Source organism: Roseateles sp. P5_B10 (genome assembly GCF_056400485.1).
In genome coordinates, this window is the sequence record NZ_JBFULE010000057.1 from 1 (window position 1) to 16058 (window position 16058).

Below are 16058 nucleotides of genomic sequence, written 5' to 3' on the forward strand. Positions count from 1 at the left end.
TCATTGCTCCTTGCGGATGGGATTCAGGGATTCAAAAGGCGGTGCGCCACGACGGACTGCAGGAGGGGCTTTGATGAAGACGACATCGCGGCGTTCCTTGCGACTACTGCAGGCTTTCAGGGTCCACGCCCAGCATACGGGCCACCTCGCCGACGGCCTCGGGGGCAAACTCTCGTACCAGCTGCAGGAAGTTGCGGTCGATGAGACGTTGCGCACGGCGCAGCAGGTCGGCCGCGGGGTTGGTGGGCTCGTTCTTCTCGAGGTAGGCGCAGACCAGGTCAATGGCACGCACGGCATCGGCGCGGCTCTCGATCGCGCCCAGGCCGCCACCACCACCACCGCTGCGGCCGCGGCGGGCAGGTGCGGGCGAGTCGCCACCGCCGTCCTGGCCCTGGGCGATGCCCAGGTCGTTGAGCATGCCGGCGAGGTCGTCCGCCGAAGCGTCGATGCTGACCGGGCGCGGCGAGACGGCGATGACGGCGTCCAGCATCGCGCGCAGCGCTGAGAAGTCGGGCACGTCGCCATAGTTGAGGCGCACGGACAGGCAGGCCACCAGTGAATCCAGCGCCGAAACGGCGGCGGGCGCCTGGGTGGCGAGCAGCGGATAGCCGGCCACAGCGTCTGCCAGCATGTTCTCGATCTGGCTGCGCGAGGGTGTCGATTCGTCGTCGCGCGCCGCCAGGTCACCCATGGCGATCTCGATGTCGCGCACGCTGATCTGGCCGATGCCGCGGTCGTTCAGCACCAGGCTGGCGCGGACGTCGCCCAGCGTGGTGTCCAGGCTGGCCAGCTCGTTGAGGACATTGACCCGCGCAAACGCGTCGCCATCCTCGGGGCGGGGGTGGAGTTCGTCCCACCAGCGCGTCAGCAGCTCTTCGAACAGGCGCAGGCCCGGGGCCAGCACCGCGAAGCCTTCCAGGCGCAGCCGGGCGCGCAGCAGCAGGTTGGCCACGCGCAGGTCGCGGGTGCGGGCGTTGATGTCGTCGGCCAGGCTGCGCACGGTTCGCCAGTCGGGCGGCTCGGCGGACGCGAACTGGGTTTCGGGTTTGCCCGCAGCCGCCTGGGTCAGTGCCAGGAAGTCGTTGTCGTATTCCAGGTCGGGGCCGCAGACCTCATCCTCGGACACGGGCTGCAGCCACGGCGCCAGCGCGGGGTCGCTGCTGAGCGACGGTGCGGTGTCGGGCGACGGGTCGAAGGGATTGCTGTCCATGGTGGTCCGGGTGAGCTTGCCGATCGGGGCAGGCAGGAGTTCGGGCGGTAAGTAACTGGGGCCGCCGCTTAGTTCCCTGCGGCAGCTCCGTCTGCCGGCAAGGGGAACGGAATGGCGTGTGGCGTCACTCAGCAGGTTGGACGTCCCGCCTGAACGATGAACTCCTCCAGCGACCCGGAAGACAACGACGCGACCATCATCCGGCCCAGTGCCGCCACCGGCCTCGTCGCCGCGGCGCCTGTTCCTGACGAAGCCGTGCCCGCCGTGATGGCAGGCGGCCCGGCTGCGCCCGGGGCGCCACCTGCGAGCCTCGACCGGCTGGACGGCGGCAACGCCTTGCCCGTCGGCAGCCGCCAGGGCGAGTTCGAGTTCATCCGCGTGCTCGGCGAGGGCGGTTTCGGCATCGTCTACCTGGCCCGCGACCACGCGCTGGAGCGCACGGTGGCGCTCAAGGAATACATGCCCGCCGCCCTGGCCCTGCGCGGCGACAGCTCCCAGGTGCGGGTGCGCTCGGAACGCCACCGCGATACCTTCGAGGCCGGCCTGAAGAGCTTCATCAATGAGGCGAAGCTGCTGGCGCAGTTCGACCACCCGTCCCTCGTCAAGGTCTACCGGTTCTGGGAGGCCAACGGCACCGCCTTCATGGTCATGCCCTTCATCGAAGGCAAGACGCTGAAGGAGACGCTGAAGGAAATGCCCGAGCCGCCCGGCGAAGCCTGGCTGATGGACATGCTGGCCTCGCTGACCGAGGCCCTGCTGGTGCTGCACGGCGAGCATTGCTACCACCGCGACATCGCACCCGACAACATCATCCTGGTGGCCGGCAGCGGCCGCCCCCTGTTGCTGGACTTCGGTGCCGCGCGCCGCGTCATCGGCGACATGACGCAGGCGCTGACCGTCATCCTCAAGCCCGGCTATGCGCCCATCGAGCAGTATGCCGAGGTGCCCAGCATGAAGCAGGGGCCGTGGACCGATGTCTACGCCCTGGCCGCCGTCGTCTACTGCGCCATCACCGGCCGCACGCCGCCGCCCAGCGTCGGCCGCATCGTCAAGGACGACTACGTGCCGCTGGCCCGGCAGGGTGAACTCACGAAGGGCCGCTACAGCGAGCGCCTCGTCAAGGCCGTGGACCGCGCCTTGCAGGTGTTGCCCGACCAGCGCACCCAGTCCATGGCCGAGTTCCGTGAGGACCTGGGCCTGGCCGGCCACTACGCGCCCAAGCCGGGCCAGATGGCGACGCTGATCCAGGCGCCCGCTGCAGCGGCGCCGGCTCCAGCCGCCGTCAAGCGGGCCGCGAGCCGCGGGCCACTGTGGCTTGGCCTGGGCTTGGCCGGCCTGGCGGCTGCCGGTGCAGCGGCCTGGTTCGCGACGCGGCCTGCAGGGCCGGCCGAACCGGTTGCCGCGGCGCCGGTGTCGGTCCCGGCAGTCGCTCCGGCTCCCGCGCCTGCGCAGGCCGAACCCGTTGCGCGAGATCTGCCCAGCCAGTTCCGGTCCCTCGTGGCGCGGCACAGCGACGGCTTCGACGTGCAGGCGCAGGCCGAGCGCGCCAGCCTGCGCATCGACCGCGACGAGCTGCGCTTCAGCGTCAGTGCCTCGCGCGAGGGCTATGTCTATGTGCTGCTTGCCGGCCCCGACGGCAGCCTCGTCCAGCTCTACCCCAACGACAAGGCCAAGAACAACCACATCGGTGCTGGCGAGACGCTGCGCCTGCCCGGTGCCAGCTGGCCGCTCAAGGCCAGCGACCCGCCGGGCCCGKAGCACTTCTTCGTCCTCGTTGCCGCCGAGCCGCGCAGCTTCGCGCCCTGGTCCACCGAGAAGGAGCCGAGCTACGGCTTCCTGACATTGCCGGCCCAGGGCCCGGCCGGCGGCGTGGCGCCAGGCGCATCGAGCTGGCTGCTGGGCCAGCCGGATTGCGGCCACCCCAATTGCGCGGCTGACTATGGCGCCGCGGTGTTCAGCGTGGAAGCCGTCAAGTAGCCGATGTTGCGGAACCCGGCCGCGCTCGCGGTTACCTATGGCATGCCGGCCGCTTCTGCTGCCGACGCCCTTCGCCGACCTCCGGACCGTGTTCTGAACCCCACCCAAGCCCAGGTCGCCCAGCTGCTGGCGACGCCTCAAGCCCCTCAGTTGGGCGCATTCGTGAGCGCCGCGGCCGTCGGGCAACTGCTTTGGGCCAGCCCGGTGGAAGGCCGGCTCGAAGTCTGCAGTGGCGCCACGCCGGCGGGCGCGGTTTCCGCTGACATCGGCCGCCTCTTCGTCGCGGCGCTGCGCGAGCATTTCGGCGACGCGGCCAGCGCCATCGCTGAGCGCGAATGGCGCCTCAGCCAGCGATCACGCCGCCTGCTGCCGGCGCGCACCGTCAAACGGGCCGTGGCTTGCGCGGAGTCAGCCCTGGGCCTGCTGATGGCCCAGTCCTATCTTTTGCAGATCGAGTTCTCGGCCGTCATGCTGGGCTGGCGCTTTCGTCGCGTCGCCGACGGCCTGGGCCTGGATCCCGCCAGCCTCGCCATCGAGCGCCGTCGAGCTTTGGACCAGGCCCTGGCCCCCGACTTCAGCCTGCCGCCACCCGCCGATGCCGAGGCGCTCGCCGCGCGGCTGCGAACGCTGCTCAACCAGCTTTCGCATTGACTTCGTGATGTAGTTCACGGCCTCGGGGGTTAACCCATGCCCATAAATGTGGGGTGGGGCGGGTCTGCCTTGTCGCAAGCTTTGCCGCGACGGCGTCTGATCAGACAGGGCGGCCACTTCGGCCGCTTCATCCGCTCGGAGCCCGTCATGCAGCCCCAGTGTCAACCGATTCGCCACCCCGCAGCAGCCGACCCCAACGTCATCTTCTCGGAGCTGTTCGGCGAACACCGTGACCGCCTCTACCGCTTCGTGCTGCGCCATATCGGTGACAGCACCGAAGCCGAGGAACTGGCCCAGCAGGCGTTTGTCGAGGCGGCGCGCACCTACGAGCACTTCCGCGGCGAGTCGCAGTTGTCGACCTGGCTCTACGGCATTGCGATGAACCTGGTGCGCAACCACCTGTCTCGTGCGCCGTCGCGGCTCTACCGCTTTGAGGACGAGTCAGCGTTGGAGGCCACGGCCTGCCTGCACGCCAACCCCGAGCAGCAATGCCATCTGAACCAGTTGATGGCCTTGCTGCAGATCGAACTGGACGGCCTCATGCCCGAGATGCGCGAGGTATTGCTGCTCGTCGCCATGGACGACATGAGCTACGAAGACGCCGCCGCCCTGCTGTCCGTGCCCATCGGCACCGTGCGCAGCCGCGTGTCGCGCGCCCGCTCTCACCTGCGCACCCGCCTGCAGGCCCGCGGCGCCCAGCTGCCCTTCTGATTGCGGGTCATTTCATCGATCGCGGTGGCCTGCCGCTGCGGTTTGCTACGAGCACCGCCACGAGATTTGCCTCAACGGCCGAATCTCGTATATACTGCTAGCTTCAGTCGCGGGGTGGAGCAGTCTGGTAGCTCGTTGGGCTCATAACCCAAAGGTCGTAGGTTCAAATCCTGCCCCCGCAACCAAGAAATAATGAGTCCTGTGAAGGACTTAGCAAAGCCCGCCAAGTGCGGGCTTTGTCGTTTCTGGCTGGCTTTTGACGGGTCTTGTGGCGTCCCCAAATGGGGGATTCGGTCGAACTGACCGTTGGTCTCGTCGGCATCGCAGGTGCAGCGGGACGCCCCTCTCGGCTGCGCTGGCGGGTGCGGTTCAGGTGCCGCAAAAAGTGCGGAATCGCGCAGTCACCTCGGTGGGCGCCGGCACCGCATAGCGCGTCAGCAGCGCGGCCTCTTGCCAGGGATCGAGCAGCGCATCCAGCAGCGCATTGAAGGGCTGCAGATCGCCCTCGGTCGCGGCGGCCAGGGCTTCCTCGACGAGGTGGTTGCGCGGAATGACCGCAGGGCTGGCGCGGCGCATGCGCGTGACGCGCTCCGCGCCGTCGACCGCGCCATCACGGGCGCAACGCTCGCGCCAGCGGGACAGCCACACGTCCAGCGCCGCGCGGTCGGCGAAGAGGTCGCGCAGCGGCTCGGGGCGGCCTTCGGCTGCCGAGGCCAGATGGCGCCAGGCGAGCGTGAAGTCGACCGCTTGCATGTGCAGCAACTTCAGCCAGTCGTCCGCCAGCGCGGCATCGGCCTCGTCGTCCGCTGGCGTGGCAGCGAGCAAGCCCAGTTTTTGCCGCTGGCCACGCAGCAGTTCGCCGGCCAGCACCGCGGGAAAGGCGTCGATGACGGCCGTCGCTTCGGCTACGGCGCGCTCGATGGCCGGCTCGTCGTCGGCGTCCGCCATCAGCGGCAGCAAGGTTTCCGCAAAGCGCGCCAGGTTCCAGCRGGCAATGCCGGGCTGGTTGCCATAGGCGTAGCGGCCGGCGTGGTCAATGCTGCTGAAGACGGCTTGCGGGTCATAGGCCTCCATGAAGGCGCAAGGGCCGTAGTCGATGGTCTCGCCGGACAGCGCCATGTTGTCGGTGTTCATCACGCCGTGGATGAAGCCCACGTTCAGCCACTGCGCCACCAGCTTCGCCTGTCGCTCCGCAACGGCGCGCAGCAAGCCAAGGTAGCGGTCGGGCGCACCGACGAGCGCGGGGTCATGGCGGGCAATGGTGTAGTCGGCCAGGCGGCGCAATGTGTCCAGATCGCCACGCGACGCGAAGAACTGAAAGGTGCCCACGCGCAGATGGCTGGCGGCCACGCGGGTCAGCACCGCGCCGGGCAACGGCGTCTCGCGGTACACCGGCTCGCCGGTCGCCACCACGGCAAGGGCGCGCGTGGTGGGGATCCCCAACGCATGCATGGCCTCGCCGATCAGCACCTCGCGCAGCATCGGGCCGACGGCCGCCTTGCCGTCGCCGCCGCGGGAGAAGGGCGTGCGGCCCGAGCCTTTGAAGGCTATGTCGCGGCGCTGGCCCGATGGGTCGACCACCTCGCCGAGCAGCAGCGCGCGGCCGTCGCCGAGTTGCGGTGAGAACCCGCCGAACTGATGGCCCGCGTAGGCCTGCGCAACGGGCTCGGCATCGTCCGGCAGCAGGTTGCCGGAGAAGAGGGCTGCGGCGTCCAGGCCGCTCAGCACGTCGGCCGGCAGGCCCAGCTCTTCGGCCAATTCAGCATTGGCGAACAGCAGACGCGGCTCTGGAACCACGGCAGGCTTCCAGGCCACGGCGGCGCCGGGCAGTTCGCGGGCGTAGGTATGGGTGAAACCGAAGCGATGCATCTGGACCCTGATATGTCGGACGCCAGTGTGCCGGCAAACAGTGGGCCTTTGCGGCGGGGGGGTGAGCAGGGTCGCGCCACCAGGGCACGGCGCCAGCCTGCTGCCTGCCGACGAGGCGCACCTCGGGTGCGGTGCTTGCTGCCAGGGCAGCCGCCGCCGGCACGAACCGCGATGGACGCCTTCGGTGTTGCACATGTTTATGTAACTAATTGCGTCAATTGCTAAACCGTCTCGAAGCAGTCTGGATAACTCTCCTTGGTATCCAACTCCAAAGAGCAGGGAAGCAGCATGGTTTCGGTCGTGACGGGTAGTGGCAAYGGCTTGGTCAACACCTCCAARGACGTGTTGGGCGGGGCGGGMGGGMTGGGGCAGGCCGCCACGGGGCGWGCCGGCGARCAGATCACCGTCAACGCGGCCAACGGCAACCTGGTCATCCAGGACCGCGACGAATACCTGGTGGGCGTCGGCCCGGACGTCGACCTGCTCCGCACCTACAACAGCCAGGGCGGCTGGGATGGCGACAACGCCGACGGCTGGCGCGTCGGCTACTACCGCCAGGTCACGCTGACCAGCGGCCCATTCAACGCGGACGGCAGCGTGGCCAAGCGCGTCGAGGCTGATGGCACGGAGCGCAGCTACACCTGCAACGCCGGGGTCTACGTCAGCAACGAAGGCGGCGGGCAATACGACACGCTGAGCTACGCCGGCGGCGTCTGGACCTGGACGGACGGCGACAGCGGCGTCAAGGAAACCTACGCACTGGGCAACGGCATCTACCGCCTCACCCAGGTCACGCAGCCCGAAGGTCATTTCGTGGCGGTGACCTACAACGCCAGCGGCCTGATCGACACCCTGGGCACCTACAAGGCCGGCAGCGTCGTGGGCACCAACGCGCCGGACGAGAAGGTCACGCTCACCTACAGCGGCAACCAGCTCGGCAGCATCACCACCAGCTACCTGGATGCCGGACAAGCCAAGACGCGCAGCGTCACCAGCTACACCTACTACCCGGCCGGCTCGGGCATCAAAACAGGCAAGTTGCAGGCCGTCACGACCGACCTGACGCCGACGGACACAACTGACGCCAAGGCCTACACCGTCACCTACGACTACGACGCCAACGGCCGGCTCAGCAGCCTGCAGCAAACTGACGGCAGCCGGTTCACCGTCGAGTACTACGGAGATGGCCGCGTCAAGTCGCTCAAGGACGACCAGAACCGCCTGACCAGCTTCAGCTACGACGCCGCCAACGGCACCACCACCGTCACCGACCCGCTGAGCCAGGCCACCACGCTCAAATACGGCGCGGCGGGCCAGTTGCTGGAAATGGCGGGGGCGGCCCTGGGCGGGGCCAGCTTCAAGCAAAGCTACACCTACAACAGCGCCAGCGGTGACCTGCTCACCAGCACCAATGCCAAAGGCGAAACCACCACCTACGCCTACGACGGCACGGGCGGGGGCAACGGCGCCTGGACGCGCCGCACTGACGCGGCCGGCAACGTCACCGAGCGCAGCTACGACGCCACCAGCAAGCTGCTGCTGAGCGAGACCGTCTACAGCGTGGCTGACACCGATGGTCCGGGCGGGCCTGCCCCTACCGGCGGGAGCACCACCCGCTACATCTACGGCAGCAACATCGCCAAACGCCAGCTGGCCTATGTGGTGGGCCCCGGCGGGCAGGCCACCAGCTACACCTACGACGCCAAAGACCAGCTCCAGCGCCGCACGACCTACACCGCGGCCTACTACACCTCCACCTCCTTCACGCTCAGCGCGCTGTCCGGCTGGGCGACAAGCCAACCCGCCAGCGCCGCCCGCCAAGTCACCGACTACGCCTACGACCTGCGCGGCCAGGTGACGCAGGAGACCCGCTACGCCACCGGCAGCAGCGGCGAGGCCAGCATCGCCCAGACCACCTACGACGCCTTCGGCCAGTTGCTCAGCCGCCAGGACGGCTCCGGCGTCAAGCTGAGCTACGAATACGACGGCCTCGGCCGCGTCACGAAGACGACGGACACCAACGGCGTCCAGACCCTCTACAGCTACGACGACCAGAACCGCAAGACCAGCGTCCAACTCGACAACGGCCAGACCACCGTCCAGCTCTTCGACACCCAAGGCAACCTCGTCAGCAGCGACGTGCTCGGTGCCGGCCACACGGATGCCAACCCCAAGAGCCTGGGCCAGACCCTCTACAGCTACGACGCCCTGGGCCGCCTGTGGCGCGTGCAGGATGCCACCGGCGTCGCCAGCTACAGCCTCTACGACGTGAGCGGCCGCAAGAGCGCCGACATCGCGCCCAACGGCCAGCTTACCGAGTACTTCTACGACGGCGCCGGCCGCCTCATCCAGAGCATCGCCTACTCCAAGCTGCTGGACAGCACCACCTTGCAGGGGCTCGGCGCCTCCAGCACCATCGCCGGCGCGCGCCCCGCGGCCGACACCGTCAACGATCGCATCACCACCTACTACTACGACACCGCCGGCCGCCTGCAAGGCCGGCTCGACGCCGACGGCTACCTCGTCGAGAACCAATACGACGGTGCCTCCAACCTCGTCAAGGAGACCCGCTACGCCACGGCCCAGAACGTGGTGCGCCTGAGCACTGCCAACGGCACCACCCAAAGCACCGCCCCGTTGCTCACCCGCCCTGCGTTGGATGCCGTCAACGACCGCGTCACCCGCAACCTCTACGACGTCTCGGGCCAGCTGGCCGCGCAGATCAACGGCGAAAACGTCCTGACCGTCTGGACTTATGACGGTGCAGGCAACAAGCGCAGCCAGCTGCGCCGCTCCGCGCCCCTCAGCGCCACCGAGCAGACCTACTCTCTCAGCCAACTGCAGACCCGCAACTACATGCGGAACGAGAACCTCCAGGGCCTCAATCCGCTGGCCGACGATGAGTTCACGCAGTGGATCTATGACGACAAGGGCCAGCTCATCGCCCAACTCGACGCTGAAGGCGCCCTCACCGAATACAGCTACGACGGTGCCGGCCGCCTGCAGGGCACCTCGCAATATCTCAAGCAGGGTGCGCAACCCATCGGGATCGCTTTAGTCAACGTGTTGCCCCCGCCCATTGATCCGGTAACACACGTCCCGACAGGACAACCTACCCCGGTCTACGGCCCCGCGTGCTTCACCTTCGTCCGCTCCGGAAGTGGCAGCGCGACTGTGCCCCTCGACACCCTGCGCGCAGGCCTCGGCACCCCCCTCAAGACCAGCCGCAGCTACAACACCCTCGGCCTGCTGCTGCGCGAGACGGCGGTCGACGGCACCCAGACCCTCTACCAATACGACAACCTCCAACGCCTGCAAAGCGTCACGCGGGCCGAAAGCCAGCCCGACGCCCGCACCCAGCTCATCGGCTACGACGACTGGGGCCGCGTGCAGACCACCAGCCTGCAAGGCGATGCGGCGGGCGTCACCGCCACCTACGACGCCGCCGGCCGCAAGACCAGCACCACCGACGCCCGCGGCACCAAGACCGTTTACTACTACGACGCCCAGGGCCGCCAGCAATACGCCATCCTCATCGACCCCCTGCTCGGCGGCGAGGTGAGCGAGACGATCTACAGCAACTTCAACGAACTCACCGTCACGGTGACGCACGCCCAGCGCCTGGGCACGACCCTCGCCAACGGGCTGGCCGGCGGCGCTACCACCGCCACGCTCGCCGAGCAAGTGACGCAGCTGGCCAGCGGGGCCAACGGGGCCAAGGACAACAAGCAAACCGTCCTCTACAACCGCCGCGGCCTCATCCAGCAAGCCATCGACGCGCTGGGCTACAAGACCGACACCAGCTACAACGCCTTCGGCCAGGTCGACAACACCATCACCGACACGGGCACGGCGGCATCAGGCCTGCGGCGCCTGACCACGACCTACACCTACGACCGTCGCGGCGACGCCGTGCGGCGTGAGTTCAGCGGCACGGGTGTGAGCAACGTCGCCACACAGGCCTACTTCGACGCCCTGGGCCGCCTGCAGTACAGCATCGACGAGCGCAACCAGACCACCAACTACACCTACCTGCGCGACACCGGCAATGGCCGGCAAGTGACGGTGAGCGATCCGGCGGGAGACGTCACCACCACCTACGACGCGCTGGAGCGCGTTGTCAGCCGCAAGGATCGCAACAACCACACGGTCAGCTACACCTACGACGCCGTCGCTCGCACGATGACGATGACGACCGAGGAGGGCGTGCAGGTGGTGACCGAGACCACGCGCCACGGCCAGGTCTACAAGGTCACGGATGCCTTTGGCACCACCACCTACGCCTACGACACCCACGGCAACCTGTTGACTACGACAGACGCAGCCGGCAATGTCACCAAGAACACCTACGACCTCAACGACAACCTCACCCAAGTCATCCATGGCCTGAAGTCCAACGGTACGGCGCTGCCGACCGACGACGGCAGCGCCGTCACCACGGGCTACAGCTACGACGCGGCCGACCGGATGCTCACGCAGACCGTGAACCCCGGGGCGCAGCAGCTTGTGACCACCTACAAGTACGACGGCCAGGGCCGCCGGGTCGAGATCACGGACCCGCGGGGTACCGTCACGACGCAATCGTTCAACGCCAAAGGGGAGCTTCAAGAGGTCGTCATTGACCCCGTCAACGCCACTGACTCACCTGAAGTCGCCGCAAAGCGGCTCAAGCTCAAGACCAGCTACAGCTACGACGCCCAGAGCCGCGTGCTCACCGTCATCGAAGGCGACGGCACGGCAGCGGCACGCCGGACCGACTACAAATACGACGCGCTGGGGAACCGCACAGAAGAGATCGTCGACCTCAATGGCATCGCGCTGCGCACCCGCTACGAGTACGACGCGGCCGGCCACGTGCTGGTGAAGCGCAACGCGCTGGATGAAGTGGTCGGGCGCTACCGCTATGACGGCGCGGGCCGGCTGCTGGACAGCATCGACGGCACGGGCGCTGTGACCCGCAACGTCTACGACAAGGGCCAGCTCAAGGCCACGCTTGCACTGCCCACCCGCCTGGGCGCGGGATGGGCGACCGACCTCGACAGCGCACTCAGCACCAAGATCAATGCATTGATCGACGGTGGAGAGGCTGTCAACCTTTTCGTCTACGACAAGGACGGGCGGCTCACCTACAGCGTGAATGCGGCCGGCGAAGTGAGCCGGCGCATCTACGACAAGGCCAACCGGGTCGTGGAGACCGTGCGCTACGAAACCAAGCTCAGTAGCCCAACGGCAGCGACCGTGGACGCGTTGGCCGCGCAGGCAGCTGGCCTTACCGAAAAACCGCTCAATCAGCACAGCTACGCCCGCTACGACGCCATCGGCCGCCTGACCTACAGCGTCGATGCGACGGGTGCCGTCAGCCGCTTCGAGTACGACCGCAACGGCCACGTCGTCAAGCAAAGCCGCTACGCCAACCGAATCACCTTGCCGCTGGCCGACGGTGTTGACCCCAGCGTCACGCTTGCGCTGAGCAGCGATCGCATTGACTACTTCCTCTACGACAGCGCCGGTCGTGAGCAGTTCCATGTCGATGCCGAAGGCTACGTCACCGAGACCCTCTACGACGACGCCAGCGGCACTGTCATCACTCGGCGGTATGTTGATCGCCTCTCGTTCAGCGGCACGCCCACGGCCAGCGCGATCGCGGCCATGAATCGGACGGGTGTCGCCACCTTCGGCCGTCAGATCGACCGGGCCGGCCGCCTCAGCGTCGAATCCGACAATGGCGTGAGGACCGTCACCGCCTACGACGAAGCTGGGCGGGTCAAGAGCGTGACTCAGGCGGAGGGTCTGGCTGAACAGACCATCACCAGCTACAGCTACAACACTGCAGGCCAGCGCACCGAGATGACGGTCGCATCGGGCAGCGCTGCTGCGGCCACGACGAAGTATCGGTACGACGGACGCGGCAATTTGCAGTGGGTCGTCGATCCGCGCGTCGTGCCGCTCACCACAGGCGATACGGCCTGGGAGCGCGCAGAGCGCAAACGCCTGGGCTATATGGAGGCCCTCAGCGACGTCTCGGAGGGCGCGAAAGAAACGCTGAAGAATATTTATTCCACCGAGTTCACCTACGACCTGATGGGTCGCGTGATTCGGTTCAAGCAGTACCTGGATACCTACAACCAGGTCATTACCGTCACCGAATACGACGCCTTCGGCAACGCATCGGTCATCACCGACCCGCGTGGCAACAAGAGCTACCAGGTCTTCGACAAGGCCAACCGCCTGGTCCAGAGCATCGACGCTGAAAGCTATCTCACCGTCTACTCCTACGACGCCTTCGGCAACCTTCAGAGTTCCCGGCACGTGGACGCCAAGGTGTCAGGGATTGTGGCCGGCAAGCCCGTGGCCTATGCGGCCAACGACGCTCTGGACAGCGTGGCGTCCGCCAGCTACGACAAGGCCAACCGGCTGCTGACGCGGACCGAATGGGCCAACAGCGACAACGAGACCTATACCGAGGGCGCGTCCGGCTCGCTCAACGCCTTCGGCGAACGCGACGCGGCGATCAACAAGCTGGGCGGCGTCACCAGCTACAGCTACGACAAGCTCGGCCGGCTGACCCAAGAGACCCTGCCCGTAACCTCGACCAACGAGGAGGGCGCTGAGGCCAAGAATGCGCAGGGCGTTGCGATCAAGGTCACCAACGCCTACGAGTACGACAGTCGCGGCAACCGCGTCAAGGCGACCGAGGCCGTCGGCCTGCCTGAAGAGCGCGTCACGGAAATGCGCTACGACGAAGCGAACCGCCTCGTGTACCGCATCGGCCGCGCCTACACGGCCGTCAACGCTGACGGCAGCACGGTCTCCTACACGCCGGTGGACTACACCGGTTACGACCGCCTGGGCCGCGTCATCGAGGTGGTGCGGCGCGGCAACTGGTCCGGAAGCGGTGTCGTCAGCGGTACCGGCAGCCGCAGTCTCACCTACTACAACTCGCGCGGCGACGTCGTTGCCCGCATCGCGCCGGACGGCGCCTACACCACCTACACGCTGGACGCGGTCGGCAACGTCTTCACCGAGACGGCTCTGGCCCAGGTCGTGACCATGCCCGCTGCAACGGGCACCCCACCGGCGGCGGTCACGACTGCTGGCAAGGACCGCACCACGCTGCGCCTGTACGACCAGCTCAACCGCATGGTCGAAGTCCAGGTCGTCGGCATGCGCTACTGGGAATCCACCGGCAGCGACGACAGCAACTTCACGACCGCCCTGCAAACGCCGGGTGTCGTCAAGGTGCGCAAGCTGGCCTACGACGCCAGCGGCAACATCGTGCAGGACACGGATGCGCGCGGCAATTCGGTGTACCGGTACTACGACAAGCTGGGCCGCCAGACCCTGAGCATCGACCAGGAAGGCTACGCCACTGCCTGGGACTATGGCCGCCACTTCATGGCCGCCACGAGCCAGACTCGCTACGCCGGAGCCTTGACCTCAACGCAATACGTGCGCCAGGATGACTTCGCCAGGAATGCTGCGCTGCGCGACCCGGTGGGCATCCTGGGGTACCTGAGCCCGATCGACCGCCGCAAGACGGAATATGACCTGGACCGCCTGGGCCGGGTCACCGAGCAGCGCGTGCTGGACGTTGCTGCGAGCGTCGTTGACGCCAGTGGCAACATCAGCACCAGTTCGCAGACGGCCCGCACGCAATACTTTTACAACGGCCTGGACGCGGTGCGCCTGACGCGCGAGTACGTGGGGGCCGGCACGGGCGGCACCGGATGGAACGAGACCACCGTCAAGTTCGATCTGCTGGGCCGCGAGACCCAGCGCATCGCGCCGGTCTTCAAGGACTACCGAGGCACCGATGTCCAGCCCACGACGGACACCCGGTACGACGGCCTGAGCGCTGTCACCCGCATCGTCAAGCTAGGCGAGACTTCGGCCCAGGACCGCGTTACCAAGTACCGCTACGACCACCGCAACGGCGACCTCACTGGCATCGTCGATGCCAACGGCAACCTGACGAGCTACGCCATCGGCACCAACGGCCAGCCCAGCCGCGTCACGATCAATGTGAGCGACGCGAATGGCGCGACCCACAACGTCATCAAGACCTATGTCTACGACGCCCTGGGGCGCGTAACCACGGCCAGCGACATCGGCACCGGCGAGGTGCGGCGCACGCGCTACAACGCCTTCGGGCAGGTTGAGRCCCGGGGGCTGGGCACTACGGACGTCTGGCAGGAGCGCATCGACTACAACGTGCTTGGCAAGATCGAGCGCAGCAACAGCGGCGACGGCGTCACCAAGCTCTATATCTACGACCGCAACGGCAATGCCACGCGACAGATCACGAGCACGGGCATCGATCTGCGTACCGTGTCGCTGGATGCGGCGGCGGTAGACGCCACACTCATCCACAGCTTTAGCGCCTACAACAATCGCAACCTGCTGATCAAGACGGCCGACATCAAGATCAGCTATCTGAAGGATCAGACGACGCTGTCGAGTGCCTTCACCAAGCAGCTGACCGACCTGTACGGTGCAATCACGGTCGCTCAACCCGATCCGGTCAAGATCTTGCCAACCGAGATCGCGGGCTCAGGCGGCGTTTTCTATGCTGCGCCCATCAGTGGCGCTACCGCCAGCACGCTGATGCCAACCGCGCCGGGTGTAGCGACCATGGGCCGGTCCTGGGTAGAGGGCGCAGTGCACACGGGTGCGGCCGAAGTCAGCCTGGACGGTAACAGCAACGCCAGCGCGACGATTCTCAGCTTCACTTCCGCATTTATTGGGGTCAGCGGCAATGGCACCGTCTACTACCGCAGGCCGGGTCAAGGCGACTGGACGGGCGTGTCCATTACCGGCAACAAGTCGGCTGCCCTGCCTGCGGGGAGCGGGGCCAATGGACAGTGGGCCCTTGTCATCGCAAAGGCAGACGGGACCTTCTATCGATTGACCTACACGGTGACGAACGGCGTCGCCGCGTTGGACCGCGACAAGGTGTCCGACATGACGGTGCTTTACCCGTCGCTGGATATACCGGTTGCCTATTCCCCCGGCCTGAGCAGCCAAACGGTCATCACGGTCGAGATGCGGCTGAATGGCTATGTGGTAACGGGCACGCTCAGCGGCACACCAGGAAATGCCGTCTTTTCCATTCCCTGGTCGCAGCTCGACGGCGCTGCGCTGGGAGTGAACAAGTTCACTACGCGCTCGCTCAACTACACATACACCGTCTACGCCTCATTCACCACGACGCAAGATCGCAAGAACCCCGTGGGCTATGGCAGCGGCACATGCCAGGCAGGATGTGATGGCACCCAGAACATAGGAAGCACGGCCGCTGCGCAGACCAGGTACCTGCCCTGGGTGAAGCTCAGCGTGAACACCGTCAGCCTTTCGGGTTCGATCGAACTCAGGGATCCTGCCAACGGCCAGTATTCAGCGTTGCCGCCGCTGGACCTGCGGCGCTTTGACACCGGCGCCGACACGCTGATCAGCCTGCAGGATTTCATTCCTTCCAGCGGCATGCGCACCGTCGCGCTGTCCTACACCGCACTCAATACTAACTACACGGGTCAGATCGACCTTTACGCCAACGGCTAGGCGTCGCTGCGGAATCTCACCGCGACGCCGGTGAATTCGCCTTCGCTGGCGGTCACTTTGCCCGGCGCGACCCGGCTTTCAT

6 protein-coding genes and 1 tRNA gene are annotated in these 16058 nt (G+C 66.9%); 5 read left to right on the forward strand and 2 right to left on the reverse strand.

Annotated features, from left to right (window positions below; all coding sequences use genetic code 11):
* Positions 1 to 103: 103 nt before the first annotated feature.
* Complete coding sequence (tssA, locus tag AC1DU6_RS06470; protein WP_457324465.1) at positions 104 to 1210, reverse strand: type VI secretion system protein TssA; 1107 nt, start codon at positions 1208 to 1210, stop codon at positions 104 to 106.
* A gap of 156 nt (positions 1211 to 1366) precedes the next feature.
* Here tssA and AC1DU6_RS06475 point away from each other — a divergent pair, with 156 nt between their 5' ends.
* The 4 genes from AC1DU6_RS06475 to AC1DU6_RS06490 all read left to right on the forward strand — a co-directional run bounded on the left by AC1DU6_RS06475 (position 1367) and on the right by AC1DU6_RS06490 (position 4734).
* Positions 1367 to 3187: a serine/threonine protein kinase gene (locus tag AC1DU6_RS06475; RefSeq protein ID WP_477856366.1), complete on the forward strand. Its 1821-nt coding sequence runs from the start codon at positions 1367 to 1369 to the stop codon at positions 3185 to 3187.
* A 162-nt stretch (positions 3188 to 3349) separates the two neighbouring features.
* Positions 3350 to 3838: a hypothetical protein gene (locus tag AC1DU6_RS06480; protein WP_477856367.1), complete on the forward strand. Its 489-nt coding sequence runs from the start codon at positions 3350 to 3352 to the stop codon at positions 3836 to 3838.
* A 147-nt stretch (positions 3839 to 3985) separates the two neighbouring features.
* Positions 3986 to 4549 (forward strand): RNA polymerase sigma factor, encoded by a 564-nt coding sequence (locus tag AC1DU6_RS06485; RefSeq protein ID WP_056194288.1) that lies wholly within the window; start codon positions 3986 to 3988, stop codon positions 4547 to 4549.
* Positions 4550 to 4657: 108 nt separating this feature from the next.
* A tRNA-Met gene (locus AC1DU6_RS06490) sits at positions 4658 to 4734 on the forward strand.
* 184 nt (positions 4735 to 4918) lie between these two features.
* Here AC1DU6_RS06490 and AC1DU6_RS06495 read toward each other — a convergent pair.
* Positions 4919 to 6418 carry a protein adenylyltransferase SelO gene (locus AC1DU6_RS06495; protein ID WP_477856368.1) on the reverse strand — a complete coding sequence of 500 codons (1500 nt, stop codon included), beginning with the start codon at positions 6416 to 6418 and terminating at the stop codon, positions 4919 to 4921.
* Between the two features lie 321 nt (positions 6419 to 6739).
* Here AC1DU6_RS06495 and AC1DU6_RS06500 point away from each other — a divergent pair, with 321 nt between their 5' ends.
* On the forward strand, positions 6740 to 15976 hold the full coding sequence (locus AC1DU6_RS06500) for a hypothetical protein (protein WP_477856369.1): 9237 nt from the start codon (positions 6740 to 6742) through the stop codon (positions 15974 to 15976).
* Positions 15977 to 16058: the final 82 nt, after the last annotated feature.